This window comes from Pantoea sp. VS1, from assembly GCF_002207995.1.
Classification (GTDB): domain Bacteria; phylum Pseudomonadota; class Gammaproteobacteria; order Enterobacterales; family Enterobacteriaceae; genus Pantoea; species Pantoea dispersa.
In genome coordinates this window covers 24,548-44,140 of the sequence record NZ_NHZE01000009.1, presented here as the reverse complement: position 1 = coordinate 44,140, position 19,593 = coordinate 24,548, and the positions used below count along the sequence as shown (strand labels likewise).

At 55.6% G+C, this 19,593-nt stretch carries 18 protein-coding genes; 1 reads left to right on the top strand and 17 read right to left on the bottom strand.

The window, feature by feature from the left end; genetic code table 11:
• Positions 1-6: 6 nt before the first annotated feature.
• Positions 7-1,320 carry an NCS2 family permease gene (locus tag CBW22_RS04910; RefSeq protein ID WP_058770726.1) on the bottom strand — a complete coding sequence of 438 codons (1,314 nt, stop codon included), beginning with the start codon at positions 1,318-1,320 and terminating at the stop codon, positions 7-9.
• 151 nt (positions 1,321-1,471) lie between these two features.
• Between CBW22_RS04910 and yieH the strand changes: the two genes are divergently transcribed.
• The gene (gene yieH / locus CBW22_RS04905) at positions 1,472-2,134 is read left to right on the top strand and encodes a 6-phosphogluconate phosphatase (RefSeq protein WP_021506922.1); all 663 of its coding nucleotides are present in this window, start codon (positions 1,472-1,474) and stop codon (positions 2,132-2,134) included.
• Between the two features lie 231 nt (positions 2,135-2,365).
• Here yieH and CBW22_RS04900 read toward each other — a convergent pair whose 3' ends face one another.
• From CBW22_RS04900 to atpH, 16 genes are all read right to left on the bottom strand, one after another.
• Entirely contained in the window at positions 2,366-3,604 is a 1,239-nt protein-coding gene (locus CBW22_RS04900; RefSeq protein WP_088516154.1) for an MFS transporter, read from the bottom strand.
• A 119-nt stretch (positions 3,605-3,723) separates the two neighbouring features.
• Positions 3,724-4,458: a phosphate signaling complex protein PhoU gene (gene phoU / locus CBW22_RS04895; RefSeq protein WP_021506924.1), complete on the bottom strand. Its 735-nt coding sequence runs from the start codon at positions 4,456-4,458 to the stop codon at positions 3,724-3,726.
• A gap of 14 nt (positions 4,459-4,472) precedes the next feature.
• The gene (gene pstB / locus CBW22_RS04890) at positions 4,473-5,246 is read right to left on the bottom strand and encodes a phosphate ABC transporter ATP-binding protein PstB (protein WP_021506925.1); all 774 of its coding nucleotides are present in this window, start codon (positions 5,244-5,246) and stop codon (positions 4,473-4,475) included.
• Between the two features lie 44 nt (positions 5,247-5,290).
• The gene (pstA, locus tag CBW22_RS04885; protein ID WP_021506926.1) at positions 5,291-6,178 is read right to left on the bottom strand and encodes a phosphate ABC transporter permease PstA; all 888 of its coding nucleotides are present in this window, start codon (positions 6,176-6,178) and stop codon (positions 5,291-5,293) included.
• Positions 6,175-7,137, bottom strand: a complete 963-nt coding sequence (pstC, locus tag CBW22_RS04880) for a phosphate ABC transporter permease PstC (protein WP_031279603.1) — start codon at positions 7,135-7,137, stop codon at positions 6,175-6,177. The genes pstA and pstC overlap by 4 nt, the downstream gene beginning before the upstream one ends.
• Before the next feature lie 86 nt (positions 7,138-7,223).
• A complete protein-coding gene (pstS, locus tag CBW22_RS04875; protein ID WP_021506928.1) occupies positions 7,224-8,267 on the bottom strand; it encodes a phosphate ABC transporter substrate-binding protein PstS in 1,044 nt (347 codons plus the stop codon).
• 289 nt (positions 8,268-8,556) lie between these two features.
• Positions 8,557-9,489: a hypothetical protein gene (locus CBW22_RS25940; RefSeq protein ID WP_141097290.1), complete on the bottom strand. Its 933-nt coding sequence runs from the start codon at positions 9,487-9,489 to the stop codon at positions 8,557-8,559.
• 47 nt (positions 9,490-9,536) lie between these two features.
• Entirely contained in the window at positions 9,537-10,031 is a 495-nt protein-coding gene (locus tag CBW22_RS04870) for a fimbrial protein (RefSeq protein ID WP_176428084.1), read from the bottom strand.
• 28 nt (positions 10,032-10,059) lie between these two features.
• Positions 10,060-10,551, bottom strand: a complete 492-nt coding sequence (locus tag CBW22_RS04865; protein ID WP_088516152.1) for a fimbrial protein — start codon at positions 10,549-10,551, stop codon at positions 10,060-10,062.
• 218 nt (positions 10,552-10,769) lie between these two features.
• Complete coding sequence (glmS, locus tag CBW22_RS04860; RefSeq protein ID WP_058775624.1) at positions 10,770-12,599, bottom strand: glutamine--fructose-6-phosphate transaminase (isomerizing); 1,830 nt, start codon at positions 12,597-12,599, stop codon at positions 10,770-10,772.
• 180 nt (positions 12,600-12,779) lie between these two features.
• Positions 12,780-14,150, bottom strand: coding sequence for a bifunctional UDP-N-acetylglucosamine diphosphorylase/glucosamine-1-phosphate N-acetyltransferase GlmU (gene glmU, locus CBW22_RS04855; RefSeq protein ID WP_088516151.1), 1,371 nt, complete (start codon positions 14,148-14,150; stop codon positions 12,780-12,782).
• A gap of 515 nt (positions 14,151-14,665) precedes the next feature.
• Positions 14,666-15,085 (bottom strand): F0F1 ATP synthase subunit epsilon, encoded by a 420-nt coding sequence (locus tag CBW22_RS04850; protein WP_021508191.1) that lies wholly within the window; start codon positions 15,083-15,085, stop codon positions 14,666-14,668.
• Positions 15,086-15,109: 24 nt separating this feature from the next.
• Positions 15,110-16,507 carry a F0F1 ATP synthase subunit beta gene (gene atpD, locus CBW22_RS04845; RefSeq protein ID WP_021508190.1) on the bottom strand — a complete coding sequence of 466 codons (1,398 nt, stop codon included), beginning with the start codon at positions 16,505-16,507 and terminating at the stop codon, positions 15,110-15,112.
• A gap of 63 nt (positions 16,508-16,570) precedes the next feature.
• Positions 16,571-17,437 carry a F0F1 ATP synthase subunit gamma gene (atpG, locus tag CBW22_RS04840; RefSeq protein ID WP_021508189.1) on the bottom strand — a complete coding sequence of 289 codons (867 nt, stop codon included), beginning with the start codon at positions 17,435-17,437 and terminating at the stop codon, positions 16,571-16,573.
• Between the two features lie 52 nt (positions 17,438-17,489).
• Entirely contained in the window at positions 17,490-19,031 is a 1,542-nt protein-coding gene (gene atpA, locus CBW22_RS04835) for a F0F1 ATP synthase subunit alpha (RefSeq protein WP_021508188.1), read from the bottom strand.
• Positions 19,032-19,045: 14 nt separating this feature from the next.
• Positions 19,046-19,579 carry a F0F1 ATP synthase subunit delta gene (gene atpH, locus CBW22_RS04830; RefSeq protein ID WP_021508187.1) on the bottom strand — a complete coding sequence of 178 codons (534 nt, stop codon included), beginning with the start codon at positions 19,577-19,579 and terminating at the stop codon, positions 19,046-19,048.
• Positions 19,580-19,593: the final 14 nt, after the last annotated feature.

Below are 19,593 nucleotides of genomic sequence, written 5' to 3'. Positions count from 1 at the left end.
TTGCGTTTAGTGCGCGTCGATAAAAGCGATTTTCAGCACAAACAGCAGCGCCACCACCACTACGCACGGGCTGATTTCACGCCAGCGTCCGGTACCGAGTTTCATCACGCAGTAAGAGATAAAACCGAGCGCAATACCTTCGGTAATCGAGAAGCTGAACGGCATCATCGCCGCCGTGACAAACGCCGGCACCGCTTCGGTGAGATCGTCCCAGCGCACGCGCGCCAGCGAAGCCGTCATCAGTACGCCGACATAAATCAGCGCGCCGGCCGCCGCATAGGCGGGCACCATGGCTGCCAGCGGCGACAGGAACATCACCAGCAGGAACAGGATGCCGGTCACTACCGCCATCAGGCCGGTACGGCCACCAATCGCCACGCCGGATGAGCTTTCGATGTACGCCGTCACCGAAGAGGTGCCGATCAGCGAACCGGTGACGGAGCTGATGCTATCCACGTACAGCGCCTGTTTCATGCGCGGAAAAGTACCTTTCTCATCGGTCAGGCCCGCTTTATCGGTTACGCCAATCAGCGTACCGGATGAGTCAAACAGATTGACCAGCATGAAGGCGAAGATCACACCCGCCATGCTCACGTTGAACGCGCCTTTGATATCGACCTGGCCGACCACCGAGGTGATGGCCGGCGGCGCGGCGAACAGCCCGGTAAACTTCACGTCGCCCAGCAGCAGACCGATCGCGGTGGTCACTACAATAGAAACCAGCACCGCCGCGTGGATATTGCGCGACGCCAGAATCGCAATGATAAAGAAGCCGAGCGCGCCGAGCAGCACGTTGTGCGAGGCCAGGTTGCCGACGGTCACGATGGTGTCCGCGTTGGGCACAATAATGCCGGCGTTTTTCAGCCCCATCATGGCGATGAACAGACCAATACCGGCGGTGATGCCCACGCGCAGGCTGAGCGGAATATTGGCGATCATCCAGTAGCGTACGCGCAGCAGCGTCAGGATCAGCAGCCCCAGCGCGCCCCAGAAGATTGCACCCATGCCAACCTGCCACGAGTAGCCCATCGCACCCACCACCACAAAGGCAAAGAAGGCGTTGAGGCCCATGGCCGGTGCCAGCGCCACCGGCAGATTGGCCACCAGCCCCATCAGGATGCTGCCGAACGCAGCAATCACGCAGGTGGTGACAAACACCGCCTGGGTGTCCATGCCTGCGGCACCAAGAATCTGCGGGTTAACGAAGACGATGTACACCATCGTCAGGAAAGTAGTGAAACCGGCAATCACTTCGGTGCGCGCGGTGGTTCCGTGTTCCTGCAGCCTGAAAATACGCTGCAAAAGGCCCTGCTCGTTCATTTCGCTGTTCCGATGAAAAATTTATCGCCGCGTATCCTATAGCCTTTAGCGCCGCAAAACACTGATTTTTCGCAACCGGTTGCCTGGGGTCGCTTTCTGCGCTGAGTGCGCTAGAGTGACAGCTTATTGTTTACTAAAAGGATGAGGCGCGATGTCAGTTGAATGTATCTTTTTTGATTGCGACGGCACGCTGGTCGACAGCGAAGTGATCTGCACGCAGTCCTACGTCAACACCTTTGCCCGTTACGGTATCGAACTCTCGCTACAGCAGATGTTTGAGCAGTACAAAGGGGTGAAGCTTTACGACATCATCCGCGATGTGACGGCACAGCATCAGGTGACGCTGCCGCTGGCTGAGGTGGAGAGTGCCTACCGCGCGGAAGTGGCGCGCCTGTTTGATCTTGATCTGCAGCCGATTGCCGGCGCCAGAGCGCTGGTGGAGCGCGTGAAGGTGCCGATGTGCGTGGTGTCGAACGGTACGGTGAAGAAGATGGAGCATTCACTGGGGCTGACCGGCATGCTGCCGTATCTGAGCGGACGCCTGTACAGCGGCTATGACATTAATCACTGGAAGCCGGATCCGGAGCTGATGTATCACGCGGCGGAACAGATGCAGGTGCCGATTGAAAAGTGCATTCTGGTGGATGATTCAGAGGCTGGCGCGCGGGCTGGCATCGCCGCTGGCATACCGGTGTTTTACTATTGTGCCGATGCACACAATCCGGTGATTGATCACCCGCTGGTGACGCGTTTTGACGATATGGCGCAGCTGCCAGCGCTGTGGCGTGCGCGTGGCTGGGATGTGGTCAGGTAAGTGCGCGCAGCCCCCTCATCCCAGCCTTCTCCCGCCAGCGGGAGAAGGGGCCGATCGAGCGGGTGTTAAGGTGAAGCACAGGTTTGTGAAACCGCAATGAGCGGTTCCCTCTCCCGTTTGTGGGAGAAAGCGCCGATCGAGCGGGTGTTAAAAGTGAAGAACAGGTTTATGAAACCGCACTGAGCGGTTCCCTCTCCCGTTTGCGGGAGAGGGTTAGGGTGAGGGAAAAAATCACCCAATCGCGCCCAGCGAATCCTCATTGCCCTGGCTTTTTGGCAGCAGGAACAGCGTGGCGACAATATCCAGCAGGTAAATCAGCGCCAGCAACGTAATCGCAGCGGTGAACGAAATATGCGTGGCCAGCATGCCGATCACCAGCGGGCCAAAACCGCCGACGCCGCGGCCAAGGTTGAACAGCACATTCTGCGCAGTGGCGCGCGCCTGCGGTGGGAAAGTGTCCGAGATCAGCGCGCCGTAGCCGCCAATCATGCCGTTAACAAACATCCCCATGATGGCACCGGTAAACAGCATCACCGTCGGGTCGCGCAGCTGGGCGTAAACCACCACCATCGCCACGGCGCCAAACTGGTACAGCAGGAAAATCTTCCAGCGCGCAAAGCGGTCCGCCAGTACGCCGAACAGCCAGATGCCGAACGTCATGCCCACCACCGTAACGGCCGTCCACAGGCCGGATTTGGTCAGGCTGAAGCCGAAGCTGGAAGAGAGATAGCTTGGCATCCAGATCATCAGGCCGTAATAGCCAAAATTCTGCACCGAACAAAGAATCAAAATGCCGAGGCTGGCTTTGCTGGTGGCGCGATCGGCAAACAGCAGTTTAATGCGCGCGGAAAAGGAGAGCTGTGGGGCTTTTTCCACATGGCGGGTGAAGGCTTCCGGCTCGCCCATACTGCGGCGAATCACAAACGACACCAGTGCCGGCAGCAGGCCAACCAGGAACATACCGCGCCAGCCAATCACGCTCAGCAGCGGCGGCGTGATAAAGGCCGCCAGCAATACGCCGAGCTGCCAGCCGATACCGACCCACGCCGAGGCGCGGTTGCGCTTCTCCTTCGGCCAGGCTTCGGCAATCAGCGCCATGCCGATGCCAAACTCACCGCCCAACCCCATGCCGGCCAGCGTACGATACGCCAGCAGATCCCAGTAGCCCTGCGCCACGGCGCACAGCCCGGTGAACAGCGAGAACATCAGGATCGTCACGGTCAGAATGCGGATGCGGCCGTAGCGATCGCTCAGATGACCAAACACAATGCCGCCGACCACCGCGCCGATCAGCGTCCAGGTCACCAGCGAACCGGCCTGCGACGCATCCAGCGCCAGAGACACGCTGATCGCCGGCAGCATAAAGCCCAGAATCAGCAGATCAAATCCATCCATGGCATAGCCGCTAACGGCAGCCACCATCGCTTTCGCCGGCGTAACGGCGGTTTTGTTGTTATTTGCAGAGGACATAAAACAGCACCTGGCAGAAAAATGTGCGCCAAGTATAAAGAGAGCGGCAGGTTGAGAACAGGCAGAAATCAAGCACACTGCCTGTCAGCCTCAGCGCTAACAGGCAGTCATCACGTCAATCAGGAGGGTTTATTGCTGCCGTCGTCGCCCGACAGCAGTTCATCCAGCTTGTCACCGCCCACGTGACGGAAATCCTGACCTTTCACGAAATAGAAGATAATTTCGCAGATGTTCTGGCAGCGGTCACCGATGCGCTCGATGGCGCGCGCGCAGAACAGCGCGGTGAGCACGCTGGGAATGGTGCGCGGATCTTCCATCATGTAGGTCATCAGCTGGCGCACAATACCTTCGTACTCTTTATCCACCTTTTTGTCTTCGCGGTAGATCTTAATGGCTTCGTTGAGATCCATGCGCGCGAAGGCATCCAGCACGTCGTGCAGCATCTGCACGGTGTGATGCCCGAGCGACTCAAGGCTCACCAGCAGCGGCAGATGCTGCTGACCGAACTTCTCCAGCGCGGTACGGCTGATCTTCTCCGCCACGTCGCCGATGCGTTCCAGCTCCGAAATGGTTTTGATGATCGCCATCACCAGACGCAGGTCGCTGGCGGTAGGCTGACGCTTGGCGATGATGCGCACACAGGCTTCATCAATCTCCACTTCCATCATGTTGACCTTCTGGTCACCGTCAATCACCCGGCGTGCCAGTTCGCCATCCTGGTTATGCATCGCGGTGATGGCGTCGGTAAGCTGCTGCTCCACCATGCCACCCATGATCATCACCTGGGTACGAATGTGCTCCAGCTCCGCGTTGAACTGACCGGAGATATGTTTGTTCAGATTTAAATTATCCATGTTTCTCTCCTGAATCAGCCGTAACGACCGGTGATGTAATCTTCTGTCTGCTTCTGCGCTGGCTTGGTAAACAGCGTGTCGGTGTCGCTGAACTCAATCAGCTCGCCCAGATACATAAACGCCGTGTGATCGGAACAGCGCGCCGCCTGCTGCATGTTGTGGGTCACGATGACCACGGTGTAATCCTGCTTCAGCTCGGTGATCAGCTCTTCGATGCGTCCGGTGGAGATCGGGTCCAGCGCCGAACATGGCTCATCCAGCAGCAGCACTTCCGGGCGAATCGCGATGCCGCGCGCGATGCACAGGCGCTGTTGCTGACCGCCGGAGAGACTGTAACCGCTCTGGTGCAGCTTGTCTTTGGTTTCATTCCACAGCGCGGCTTTGCTCAGCGCCCACTGCACGCGCTCATCCATATCGGCACGCGACAGCTTCTCAAACAGTCGCACGCCAAAGGCGATGTTGTCATAAATCGACATCGGGAACGGCGTCGGCTTCTGGAACACCATGCCGACGCGCGCGCGCAGCAGGGCGATATCCTGATGCGATGCCAGAATGTTGTCGCCATCCAGCAGAATTTCACCCTCAGCACGCTGCTCCGGATAGAGCGAGTACATTTTGTTGAAGGTGCGCAGCAGGGTGGATTTGCCGCAGCCCGACGGACCGATAAACGCCGTCACCTGGTTTTTGGCGATATCCAGATTAATGTTCTTCAGCGCGTGGAACTTACCGTAGTGGAAGTTCAGATTGCGCACCTGAATTTTACCGGCAGAAGGAGTTGCCATACTCATTGCTCATCTCTCATGTGCAGCGCCGCCGAAGCCGCGCCGGAAAATTAGTGTTTGCCTTTGGCGAAAATCACGCGCGCCACGATGTTCAGCAGCAGCACGCACAGCGTAATAATCAGCACACCCGCCCACGCCAGGCTCTGCCATTCGGCAAACGGGCTCATGGCGAATTTGAAGATGGTCACTGGCAGGTTGGCCAGCGGCTGCATCATGTCGGTGCTCCAGAACTGGTTCGACAGCGCGGTGAACAGCAGCGGTGCGGTTTCACCGGCAATGCGCGCAATCGCCAGCAGCACACCGGTAATGATGCCGGAGACCGAGGCTTTCAGCGTAATCGCCGAGATCATCTTCCACTTCGGCGTGCCCAGCGCATAAGCCGCTTCACGCATGCTGTCCGGCACCAGCCGCAGCATGTTCTCGGTGGTACGAATCACGATGGGCACCTGCAGCAGCGCCAGCGCTATCACACCGGCCCAGCCGGAGAAGTGCTGCATCTGCGCCACCACGATGGTGTACACGAACAGGCCGACCACAATCGAGGGCGCGGACAGCAGGATGTCGTTAATGAAGCGAATCACTTCCGCCAGCCAGTGCTTGCGGCCATATTCTGCCAGGTAGATACCCGCCAGAATGCCCAGCGGCGTGCCAAAGAAGGTGGACCAGAAGATCAGCAGGCCGCTGCCCGCCAGGGCGTTCGCCAGACCACCGCCCGCGGTGTTGGGCGGCGGCGTGGATTCGGTAAACAGCGTCCAGCTCAGGCCATCGATCCCTTTCGTGACGGTGGTGAACAAAATCCAGATCAGCCAGAACAGGCCGAACGCCATGGTCAGCAGCGAGAGCGTCAGGGCAATTTTGTTTTTGGTGCTGCGCCACGCCTGCATTTTACGGCGCGAGGCTTCCAGCTCGGCGCGCGCCTGCATTTCAATTGCTGTCATGAACGGGCTCCTTCACTTTTCGCCAGACGCAGGATCATCAGTTTGGAGATCGCCAGAACGATAAAGGTAATCACGAACAGAATCAGGCCCAGCTCCATCAGCGCCGCCACGTGCACGCCGGATTCGGCTTCAGCGAACTCGTTCGCCAGCGCCGAGGTGATACTGTTGCCGGGCATAAACAGCGACGCGCTGTCCAGCTGGTAGGTATTACCGATGATAAAGGTGACCGCCATGGTTTCGCCCAGCGCGCGGCCGAGACCCAGCATCACGCCGCCGATTACGCCGTTTTTGGTGAACGGCAGCACGATGCGCCAGATCACTTCCCAGGTGGTGCAGCCGATGCCGTAGGCCGACTCTTTCATCATCACCGGCGTCTGTTCGAACACATCGCGCATCACCGAGGCGATGTAAGGGATGATCATGATGGCGAGGATCACGCCCGCCGCCAGAATGCCGATGCCGAAGGCCGGACCGGAGAACAGCGCGCCGACGATCGGGATATTTGCCAGCACGTCGCCAACCGGCGTCTGGAAATACTCCGCGAACAGCGGAGCAAAGATAAACAGACCCCACATGCCGTACACGATGCTGGGAATGGCCGCCAGCAGCTCAATCGCGGTACCCAGCGGACGGCGCAGCCAGTTTGGCGCCAGTTCGGTCAGAAACAGGGCGATACCGAAACTCACCGGCACCGCGATGATTAAGGCAATCAGTGAGGTTACGAGGGTGCCGTAAATCGGCACCAGCGCACCAAATTCTTCGTTTGGCGCATCCCAGGTTTTGGTCCACAGAAAGGAGAAGCCAAATTTCTGAATGCTCGGCCAGGAGGAGAAAATCAGGGAGACGATAATGCCACCCAGCAGCAGTAACACGATCAGCGCGGAGAGCTTCACCAGCGCGCCGAATATCATGTCGCCTTGCTTGCCCGGTGCTTTAAACGTCGGCTTAGTGGCAGCCATAGAATTCTCGATCTCAGAGGGTAATCAGGGCGGCAACGAGGCCGCCCATCAGGCTGGCCAGCGCGGGCGCTGGCCGGGTCATACACTTACTGGTACAGCGCTTTACCGGAACTGTCTTTGATGTTGGCTTTCCAGGCAGCACGAATCTGATTCGCTACGCTCTCTGGCAGCGCAGCGTAATCCAGCGCCGTAGCGGTTTTGCTGCCGCCTTTGTACGCCCAGTCAAAGAACTTCAGCACTTCACTGCCCTTCTCCGCATTCGCCTGCTCTTTGTAGATCAGGATGAAGGTGGTTGAGGTGATCGGCCATGCATCGTTGCCTTTCTGGAAGGTCAGATCCTGGGCAAAGGATTTGCTCCAGTCAGCGCCTTTGGCGGCGTTCGCAAAGCTGGCTTCGCTCGGTGCCACTGGCTTGCCGTCGGCATCAACCAGTTTGGTGTAAGTCAGGTTGTTCTGTTTGGCGTAGGCATACTCTACATAGCCAATCGAGCCCGGCAGACGCTGTACAAACGCGGCCACGCCGTCGTTACCTTTACCGCCCAGACCGGTTGGCCAGTTGACGGTGTTGCCTTTACCGATTTTGCTGTTCCAGGTCTCGTTCACTTTAGACAGGTAGCTGGTGAAGACGAAAGAGGTGCCGGAACCATCCGCGCGGCGCACCACGTTGATGTTGGTGTCTGGCAGCTTCACGCCCGGGTTCAGTTTGGTGATCGCCGGATCGTTCCACTTTTTGATGGTGCCGAGATAGATGTCGCCGACCGTTTTACCGTCGAGCGTCAGCTCACCAGATTTAACGCCGGGAATGTTCACCGCCAGCACCACGCCACCGATCACCGTCGGGAACTGGAACAGGCCATTTTTCTGCAGATCTTCCTCTTTCATCGGCGCATCGGACGCACCGAAATCCACGGTTTTGGCGATGATTTGCTTCACGCCACCCGAGGAACCAATACCCTGATAGTTGATTTTGCTACCGGTGGCTTGCTGATACTCTGCTGCCCACTTGGCATAAACCGGTGCCGGGAACGTCCCGCCTGCGCCTGTCAGGTCGGTGGCTGCAAAAGCAGAAACCGCGCTTACTGCGAAGGTGGCGGCGAGAATTCGGGCTACGGTGCTACGCATCAGTGTCATGTTCCCTCCAGGGGATTAAAAATCAGGCTTGACGCCGTTTTAGTAAGAGTCAGTGATTGCTGCTGGAGGCAAAATAGGACAGTTTGATGACAGTGAAATGTACGAATTGTGACAGTAATATGACAATCACCGGCGCGGCGATTGTCATCACTATAAAGGAAGCGGATTACTGAATGGTGGCCTGCAGCAGGTAAACCTTGTCAAAGGTGCCAACCTGCGGCGTACCGGTGGTTTGCAGTTTTCAGGCAAACTCCATTATACGCCTGGTATAGCTGAAGACATCCCGTACTCAGTTAACCTCAATACGAACAATAGCCGAACCTCTCATGATTCCTGGCGCTACGGTTCCACTTGTTTGTAAAGTAGTTGTCAGCTCGAAATTTGCCCCCGCTGGTCCCACCGTTTTGCGAGAACCAGTCGCGCCAGGCTGACCATCTACACTGAGCGTACCAAAAAGTCCGGGTAACAGTGTTACGGTATTCTTTCCATCAGAAGGAATAAGCTTAATCGTCGCACTCACGTTACTGGTACAGCTTGCCCGGACATAAATAGATCCAGCACGACCACTGAGAGAGGTAACATCAATTGTCCCAAAATCGATGGTATAAGGCCCTCCAATATCACAAGTAATATCTGGCGGCGGAAGGGGAGCACACTCCCAGGTAATGACATTCTCTGGCAACGGCATATCGTTGCCGTCCAGAATCCTAAAACAGAACTTCGCTCCTACAGGAGGCTGCCCGGTCTGATTATTATTCATTTGTGAAAAGTGGGTTCTGTTGCATGCCCTACGAACCTCACCAACAGTTGCATAACCCTGATATGTACAAAATGGAAAACCAGCTCCAACCAATGGTTGAACCACCCCATTCACTACGGATTGCAGAGTCCATGTAGGGAAGCGCCCCTCCTGAGGAACGGCATGACCATCCTCTTCAGGGGTCCAAATCATATCTCCCTTGACTTCGTAGCAGCGTTTATTACAGTCAGCATTAGCCGTGACTTTGGTAATCGATAGATATATTTTTGCATGCGCAGCCGAGATAAAAGATAATTGAAAAATTAACACCAAAGTTATTAAGCCAAGGCTAGCTTTAATAAAATCAGTAAAAAAAATGAATTTCATCTTATCTTTTATCTTTGCTATTCCGTCGCCAGTCAATAAAAACAAGGGTGTCGCTACTAAATTTCTCCTACCCAGAGGAGTTATTCTGGCTGGCATTCATTATCCTTTTCATCTTACTTTCAACAATTCATCATTCAGCTACTTTAAAGAAATTCAGTAATCAGCGTAGCCCCGGCAGTAAAAGTACCGCCAGATAACTTCACCGATGGGTCTTTTACGGGTATCGCAGTTAAAACCGGAAGAGTTGGATAGGTGAAGTCTAACCAGTCATTTAGTTTTAACGTTGTATTAGCAGCCCCCTGGGAGAAACGTATACCCAGTCCATTAACATTTGTAGCCAAAGCTGTAGCGTCAAAACTAGCGCCACTGCCAGTAATACGCAGGTGCATGCTGTTGGATGGGTTATCACGACAAACTAATGTCCAGTTAAGCGGCTGACGATAGTGAATTCCATCAATTCGGGTAGTTAATAAATTATCGCCGAAATCCAAATCAATTGGTGTATCGTTGTTAATGATACAGGACGGAGGCCTTACCAAAGTACCGCTAAAGTTCACTTGTGCATTCCAGGCCAATGCTAATGGATGACTTGCAAGGGTTATTAAAAAAGTCAGAGATATATTTATATATCGGGACACAAGGTACACCCTCATTTTTTAATCAGGATTATTGCAGCTCTATAACCAGGGTGGCCGATGCAGTAAATCCTCCCGTAGTCAGAGTCGCTCCAGCACGCATTACCGGTACCGCGTTTATTGTCGGTTGTGTAGCGTAATTAAAATTTTGCCAGGTAGCATTGAGAGCCATACGATCACCATTCCTGTCAGTGAAAGCGATTCCAAGGTCATCAACCGACGTCTTTAATGAAGTGCTATCAAAGGCAGCACCGGTACCGGTCAACCGAACTTTCAGGGAGGGTGATGGTAAGTTGACACATTTTAATGTAAAATTTACTGGCCTCGAATAATTCACTCCGTTAATCTGGTCGGTCGCGACATTATCGAATTTTATACTTACAGGATTTCCATTATTAACGCTGCAGTTTGCCGTGGCCTGAACTATACCTGTAATATTTAAAATAGTGTTGCTTGCTGCGTTTGCTAAGCATGCAAAAAACAAACATGAAATGAGTAGCCAACTGGCACTATGAGTTTTCATAGTTCATCCGGAAATTAATAATAGCAACACAAGGTAAGGAAGCAGAATGATATTAAACGGGAAAAGGGGGTGGAGACGAAGTCATTCTTTGTGAATTATTATCACTCAGCAATTCACAAATCATTAATCTTTTAAATTCAATAAGTTATTGAGAAAAAGGGTTAGCGCCAATTCACATTTGCACCAACCCTTTTTAATGACAAAAACAACGTTATTAATTACTCAACCGTCACCGATTTCGCCAGGTTACGCGGCTGGTCGACGTCGGTGCCTTTGATCAGCGCCACGTGGTAGGAGAGCAACTGCAGCGGCACGGTGTAGAAGATTGGGGCAATCACCTCTTCAACGTGCGGCAGCGGGATGATTTTCATGCCTTCGCTGTCGCTGAAACCGGCATCCTGGTCGGCAAACACGTACAGCAAACCGCCGCGCGCGCGTACCTCTTCGATGTTGGATTTCAGCTTCTCCAGCAGTTCGTTGTTCGGTGCCACCACAATCACCGGCATATCGGCATCAATCAGCGCCAGCGGACCGTGCTTCAGTTCGCCCGCCGCATAGGCTTCGGCGTGGATGTAGGATATCTCTTTCAGCTTCAGCGCCCCTTCCATGGCAATCGGATACTGATCGCCACGGCCAAGGAACAGCGCGTGGTGCTTGTCAGAGAAGCCTTCGGCCAGGTTCTCGATCACTTTATCCTGCGCCAGCATCTGTTCAATGCGGCTCGGCAGTGCCTGCAGCGCATGGACGATCTCGTGCTCGGTGTCAGCGCGCATGCCGTGCAGACGGCCCAGCTTCGCCACCAGCATCAGCAGTACCGTCAGCTGGGTGGTGAACGCTTTGGTCGAGGCCACGCCGATTTCGGTGCCGGCTTTGGTCATCAGCGCCAGATCTGACTCACGCACCAGTGACGAACCCGCCACGTTGCAGATGGCCAGCGAACCGAGATAGCCCAGCTCTTTGGACAGGCGCAGCGCTGCCAGCGTATCGGCGGTTTCACCGGATTGCGACAGGGTAATCAGCAGGCTGTTTTTACGCACCGCCGATTTGCGATAGCGAAATTCGGAGGCGATCTCCACGTCACACGGGATGTTGGCCAGCGACTCAAACCAGTAACGCGACACCATGCCGGAGTTGTAAGAGGTGCCGCAGGCGATGATCTGGATATGTTCCACCTGGCTCAGCAGCGTTTCCGCATTAGCGCCCAGCTCGCTGAGATCAACAATGCCGTCATGGAAGCGGCCGGCCAGCGTATTTTTGATGGCGTTCGGCTGTTCGTAGATCTCTTTCTGCATGTAATGACGGTAAACGCCTTTGTCGCCGGCATCGTACTGCGCATTGGATTCGATCTCCGCGCGCTGTGCCTGGTTACCGTGGCGATCGATAATCGTCACTTCGCGGCGGGTAATTTCGGCAATATCCCCTTCTTCGAGGTAGATAAAGCGGCGGGTCACCGGCAGCAGCGCCAGCTGATCGGAAGCGATAAAGTTTTCGCCCACGCCGCGGCCAATCACCAGCGGGCTGCCGGAACGTGCAGCCACCAGCACCGACGGATCGCGGCTATCCATGATCACCATGCCATACGCCCCGCGCAGCTGCGGGATCACCCGCAGTACCACTTCGCGCAGCGTACCGCCCTGTTTCTGCTCCCAGTGCACCAGGTGTGCCACCACTTCGGTGTCGGTTTCGGAGGCAAAGCGATAACCGCGTGCGATCATCTGTTCACGCAGCGGTTCGTGGTTCTCAATGATGCCGTTGTGCACAATAATAATGTGCTCTGAGACGTGCGGATGCGCATTGGCTTCCGACGGCTCACCGTGCGTCGCCCAGCGGGTGTGCGCGATGCCGGTTCCGCCAATAAGCGGCTGCTGTTCCGCCGCTTCTGCCAGATTGGCCACTTTACCCAGACGACGCAACCGCGTCATGTGGCCCTGGCGATCGACAACCGCCAGACCGGCAGAGTCATAACCGCGATACTCAAGACGACGCAGCCCTTCCAGCAGAATTTCTGCGATATCACGCTGCGCTACTGCACCAACAATTCCACACATAGTAATTTCCTGACGTCATGGCTTTCGGCCATTGCGTTGTCATCTGACCTGATTGTTCCCCGAGCCTTGTAGAGAGTGGGGGAGATCCCTTCCTATTCCAGGTTGCAGGTGCGTTAGCTGCCTGAAAACCGAAATATGTCGGGTTTTTAATACCGGGCCGATCTTTGCCGGCCCTGACATTTATTTTTTCTTAACCGGACGCTGCCAGCCAGACTTCTGATTTTGCTCTTTGCGGTTATAGACCAGATCGGCAGCGGTAACGTCTTTCATCACCGTCGTGCCGGCGGCGATGGTGGCGCCCGCCGCCACGCTGACCGGAGCCACCAGCTGGGTGTCCGAGCCGACAAACACGTTGTCGCCGATAATGGTTTTAAACTTATTGGCACCGTCGTAGTTGCAGGTAATGGTGCCGGCACCGATATTCACGCCCGCGCCAATCTCCGCATCCCCGAGATACGACAGATGGCCGGCCTTTGAGCCTTTGCCCAGCGTCGCTTTCTTCATCTCGACGAAGTTGCCGACGTGCGCCTGTTCAGCCAGTTCGCTGCCCGGACGCAGGCGCGCAAACGGCCCGACGGTGCAGGCGGCGGCCAGCGTGGCATCTTCAATCACCGAATAAGGACTGATTTCGCAGTCATCGGCAATCACGCTGTTTTTGATGATGCAGCCAGCGCCGATTTTTACCCGATGGCCCAGCGTGACGTTGCCTTCAATGATCACGTTGGTATCAATATCGACATCACGACCGTGCTGCAGCGTACCGCGCAGATCGAAGCGCGCCGGATCGCGCAGCATGACGCCAGCCAGCAGCAGCTTTTCTGCCTGCTCGCGTTGATAAGTGCGCTCCAGGGTGGAAAGCTGCAGACGATTGTTCACGCCGTCGGTTTCGCTGATACGCGTCGGGTGCACTGCGTTGATCACGCGGCCTTCCTGATGCGCCATGGCGATGATATCGGTGATGTAGAATTCACCCTGCGCATTGTGGTTGTTGAGCTGCGCCAGCCAGCGCTTCAGGTCGGCACCGTTGGCAATCAGGATGCCGGTGTTGATCTCCTGAATCTTCAGCTGTTCGGCTGACGCATCTTTTTGCTCGACGATGCCGGTGATGGTGCCGTTTTCACGCACGATGCGTCCGTAGCCGGTGGGGTTATCCAGCACCACGGTGAGCAGCCCGATGCCGCCAGCAGGTTTGGCGTCGCGCAGACGCTGCAGGGTTTCCTGGGCGATCAGCGGGACATCGCCGTACAGCATCAGGATATCTTCGTCATCGGCGAAGAACGGTGCCGCCTGCTGCATGGCATGGCCGGTGCCGAGCTGTTCCGCCTGCAACACCCAGTTCAGCGGGTTATGCGCCAGTTTCTCCCGCAGCAATTCACCGCCGTGGCCGTAGACCAGATGCACCTGCTGTGCGCCGAGGCCGGTAGCGGCATCAATAACGTGTTGCACCATCGGTTTACCTGCCAGGCTGTGCAGCACCTTGGGCAGATCGGAATACATGCGGGTGCCTTTGCCAGCGGCGAGGATCACCACGCTCATTGCGCTTGTCGACATAACTATCCTGACTCAATTTAGCTTTCGAAAGTGTAAGGTTTACCCCTGAGATTACTACATTTTTCTCCGTGCGAAATTAGCGGAAGAGGATGAGCGGCGGTGAGTGGCCAGCACGGGTCGCCGGGGAGGGCATAAGGTAAGGGCGTTGTGCCATGTTCGGTCGCCATCAATGGCGCCCCTGCGGGGTAATTGTGCGGTTTTGGACAGGTGCGTATTTATGCGCACCGACATTTGGTCGCCATAAATGGCGCCCCTACGGGGTAATTGTGCGGTTTTGGACAGCATGCGCATTTATGCGTACCGACATTTGGTCGCCATGAATGGCGTTCATACAGGGCACCAGCATAGCTATTCGTAGGGTGCGCATTTATGCGCACCGGCAGATTCGTCGCCATAAATGGCGATCATGCCGGGTAATTGCACAGGTTTTTACAGGGCGCGCATTTATGCGCACCGGCAGCAGGCAAAAAAAATGCCAGCCCGGGGGCTGGCATTTCGTGACGCATAAAGCCTGATTACATCGCTTTTTTGGTCAGCTCGATGACGCGCAGTTTCGCGATAGCTTTCGCCAGCTCCGCAGAGGCCTGAGCATAGTCCACGTCGCCGTGGCTGCTGTTCATGTGCTCTTCTGCTTTACGTTTCGCTTCCAGCGCGCGCGCTTCGTCGAGGTCTTCACCGCGAATTGCAGTGTCGGCCAGAACGGTCGTGCTGCCCGGCTGTACTTCCAGCACGCCGCCAGAGAGGTAGATATACTCCTCTTCGCCGTGCTGTTTAACGATGCGAATCATACCAGGCTTGATGGCAGTCAGCAGCGGGGCGTGGCCCGGGTAAATACCCAGCTCACCTTCGCTACCTGACACCTGGATACGCTGCACCAGACCGGAGAACATTTGCTGCTCCGCGCTGACCACGTCCAGATGATAAGTCATAGCCATACCACTCCTCCTGGGAAACCGTTATTACAGTTTCTTCGCTTTTTCGACAGCTTCTTCGATCGCGCCGACCATGTAGAACGCCTGCTCTGGCAGGTGGTCGAATTCGCCTTCCATGATGCCTTTGAAGCCACGGATGGTGTCTTTCAGCGTCACGTATTTACCCGGAGAACCGGTGAAGACTTCTGCTACGAAGAACGGCTGAGACAGGAAGCGCTGAATCTTACGCGCACGTGCCACCAGCAGTTTGTCTTCTTCAGACAGCTCGTCCATACCGAGGATGGCGATGATGTCTTTCAGCTCCTGGTAACGCTGCAGCAGCGACTGAACGCCACGCGCGACGTCGTAGTGCTCCTGACCGACGATCAGCGGATCCAGCTGACGGCTGGTAGAGTCCAGCGGGTCAACGGCCGGGTAGATACCCAGTGACGCGATCTGACGGCTCAGCGTAACGGTTGAGTCTAAGTGAGCAAAGGTGGTTGCTGGTGACGGGTCAGTCAGGTCATCCGCAGGAACGTAAACGGCCTGTACGGAGGTGATTGAACCGGTCTTGGTGGAGGTAATACGCTCCTGCAGCACACCCATCTCTTCAGCCAGCGTTGGCTGATAACCTACCGCCGATGGCATACGACCCAGCAGTGCAGAAACCTCTGTACCGGCCAGGGTGTAACGGTAGATGTTGTCGATGAACAGCAGAACGTCACGGCCTTCATCACGGAATTTTTCCGCCATGGTCAGACCGGTCAGTGCTACGCGCAGACGGTTACCCGGCGGCTCGTTCATCTGGCCATACACCAGCGCTACTTTATCGATAACGTTGGAGTCCGTCATTTCGTGGTAGAAGTCGTTACCCTCACGAGTACGCTCACCCACGCCGGCAAAGACCGAATAACCTGAGTGCTCAGCCGCGATGTTACGGATCAGCTCCATCATGTTTACGGTTTTACCCACACCCGCACCACCGAACAGACCGACTTTACCGCCCTTCGCGAACGGACACATCAGGTCGATAACCTTGATACCGGTTTCCAGCAGTTCCTGCGAGTTTGACTGATCTTCATAAGAAGGCGCTGCGCGGTGAATAGAGGAAACCTCTACAGCGCTGCCGTCTTCTTCTTTCAGGTCGCCTTTCATGTCGATTGGCTCACCCAGCACGTTCATGATACGGCCGAGTGTTGCTTTACCAACCGGAACCTGGATAGGTTTTTTCAGGTCGGTGACTTCCAGACCGCGCTTCAGGCCGTCAGAAGAACCCATGGCGATGGTACGCACCACGCCACCGCCCAGCTGCTGCTGAACTTCCAGCACCAAACGAGCATCACCATTTTTTACCTCGAGAGCGCTGTATACCTGCGGTACCGCGTCCTGAGGGAATTCGACGTCAACTACGGCGCCGATAATCTGGACAATCTTTCCAGCTGCCATCTTGAATCCTCTACCTAATACGAGAATATCCGGCCGCGCTCGCGCGACGGGATATATGCCTGGTTAAACCGCGGAGGCTCCCGAGACGATCTCGGTAAGTTCCTGAGTGATGCTGGCCTGACGAGCTTTGTTGTACACCAACTGCAGCTCTTTGATCAGGTTTCCGCCGTTATCGGTTGCCGCTTTCATGGCCACCATACGTGCAGCCTGCTCACTGGCCAGGTTTTCCACCACACCCTGATAAACCTGCGATTCGACATAACGACGCAGCAGGGTATCCAGCAGCGCTTTCGGATCGGGTTCGTACAGGTAATCCCAGGTCTTCGCCTTCATCTCTTCTTCACCTTCCGCTGGCGGTAACGGCAGCAGTTGGGTAATGGTCGGAGTCTGAGACATGGTGTTATTAAACTTATTGCTGACGATATACAGCTTGTCGATGCGGCCTTCATCATAAGCCTGCAACATCACTTTTACCGGGCCGATCAGGTCGGACAGCGCAGGCTTATCGCCCATGCCGGTAACCTGAGCCACGACGTTGCCACCTACAGAGCCGAAGAAAGAAACGCCTTTGGAACCGATAATCGCCAGATCGCTCTGCACGCCTTTATCAGACCAGCCTTTCATTTCTGCCAGCAATTTTTTGAACAGGTTAACGTTCAAACCACCACAAAGCCCGCGGTCAGTCGAAACGACCAGGTAGCCGACGCGCTTAACGTCGCGCTCATCCAGGTAAGGGTGCTTGTATTCCAGATTACCCAGAGCAAGGTGACCAATCACTTTGCGCATGGTATCTGCATACGGACGGCTGGCCGCCATGCGTTCCTGCGTTTTACGCATTTTGGAGGCGGCGACCATTTCCATCGCTTTGGTGATCTTCTGCGTGTTTTTCACGCTTCCGATCTTGGTACGTATTTCTTTTGCGCCGGCCATTAGCTTCTCCTCAAAGCCTTGCGGCCTGCCTTTTCAGACAAGCCGCCAGACATTACCAGGACTGGGTTGCTTTAAACGTTTCGAGGAGGCCTTTCAGCTTCTCTTCGATTTCGTTGTTGTAGTTACCCGCCTGGTTGATTTCAGCCATCAGCTCCGCGTGTTCGCGATCGGCGAACGCCAGCAGAGCGGCTTCGAAGCTGCCGATTTTCGCCAGTTCAACGTCGTTCAGGAAGCCGCGCTCGGCAGCGAACAGTACCAGACCCTGTTGTGCAACAGACATCGGTGCATACTGTTTCTGCTTCAGTAGTTCGGTCACTTTCTGACCGTGGCTCAGCTGTTTGCGCGTTGCATCGTCCAGATCGGAAGCGAACTGAGAGAACGCTGCCAGTTCACGATACTGTGCCAGCGCGGTACGGATACCACCGGACAGTTTCTTGATGATCTTGGTCTGTGCAGCACCACCAACACGGGATACCGAAATACCCGGGTTAACGGCTGGACGGATACCGGAGTTGAACAGGTTCGATTCCAGGAAGATCTGACCATCGGTAATCGAGATTACGTTGGTCGGAACGAACGCAGAAACGTCACCCGCCTGGGTTTCGATGATCGGCAGCGCAGTCAGAGAACCGGTCTGGCCTTTCACTTCACCGTTGGTGAAACGCTCAACGTAGTCAGCGCTAACGCGTGATGCACGCTCCAGCAGACGAGAGTGGAGGTAGAACACGTCGCCCGGGAATGCTTCACGACCCGGCGGACGGCGCAGCAGCAGAGAAATCTGACGGTAAGCAACAGCCTGCTTAGACAGGTCATCATACACGATCAGCGCATCTTCACCGCGGTCACGGAAGTATTCACCCATCGCGCAACCGGCATACGGAGCCAGGTACTGCAGCGCAGCGGATTCAGAAGCGGAAGCGACAACCACGATGGTGTTAGACAGCGCACCGTGCTCTTCCAGCTTACGTACCACGTTAGAGATGGTAGAGGCTTTCTGACCGATCGCGACGTAGACACACTTGATGCCAGAATCGCGCTGGTTGATGATGGCGTCGATGGCCATCGCAGTTTTACCGGTCTGACGGTCACCGATGATCAGCTCACGCTGGCCACGGCCGATTGGAATCATCGCATCGACAGATTTGTAACCGGTCTGAACAGGCTGGTCGACTGACTGACGGTCGATAACGCCTGGTGCAATCACTTCAACCGGTGAGAAGCCATCGTTGTCGATAGCGCCTTTACCGTCGATCGGTGCACCCAGGGTGTTAACCACGCGGCCCAGCAGGCCACGGCCAACCGGCACTTCCAGGATACGGCCAGTACACTTCACCTTCATGCCTTCGGCGAGGTCAGCGTACGGACCCATCACTACTGCACCTACAGAGTCACGCTCGAGGTTCAGTGCGATAGCGTAACGGTTGCCCGGCAGAGCAATCATCTCACCCTGCATCACATCGGCCAGGCCGTGTACGCGGATGATACCGTCACTTACAGAAACAATAGTACCTTCGTTGTGAGCTTCGCTCACGACATTGAACTGAGCAATGCGCTGCTTGATCAGTTCGCTGATTTCGGTGGAATTCAGTTGCATATGCTCCAGTCCCCTTAAGACTGCAAGACGTCTGCCAGACGGTCAAGACGGCCGCGCACGCTGCCATCAATCACCAGGTCACCCGCACGGATAACCACACCTGCCATTACAGACTTATCAATTTTGCAATTCAGCTTAACTTTGCGTGACAGACGTTTTTCCATCGCGGCGCTGATTTTACTCAGCTGGCTGTCACTCAGCGCACTGGCGGAGATCACATCAACTTCGGCTGTCGCTTCATAAGCGTCACGCAGTTGAATGAACTGTTCCAGTACCGCTGGAAGCGCTGTCAAACGTCCGTTCTCCGCCATAACCTTAATCAGGTTCTGAGCGTGTTCATCAAGTTGATCACCACAGACTGCGTTGAAAGAAGCAGACAAGGCTTCCGGTGCCAATGCACCGGAAAGGAGTTCTGCCATCTGTTCGTTGCGAGCCACTTCTGCGGCAAACGCCAGCATGGTCTGCCAGCGGTCGATACTTTGATGCTCAACAGCAAAGTCAAAAGCTGCTTTGGCGTAGGGGCGAGCTACAGTAATCAGATCAGACATCAGCCCCTCCCTCC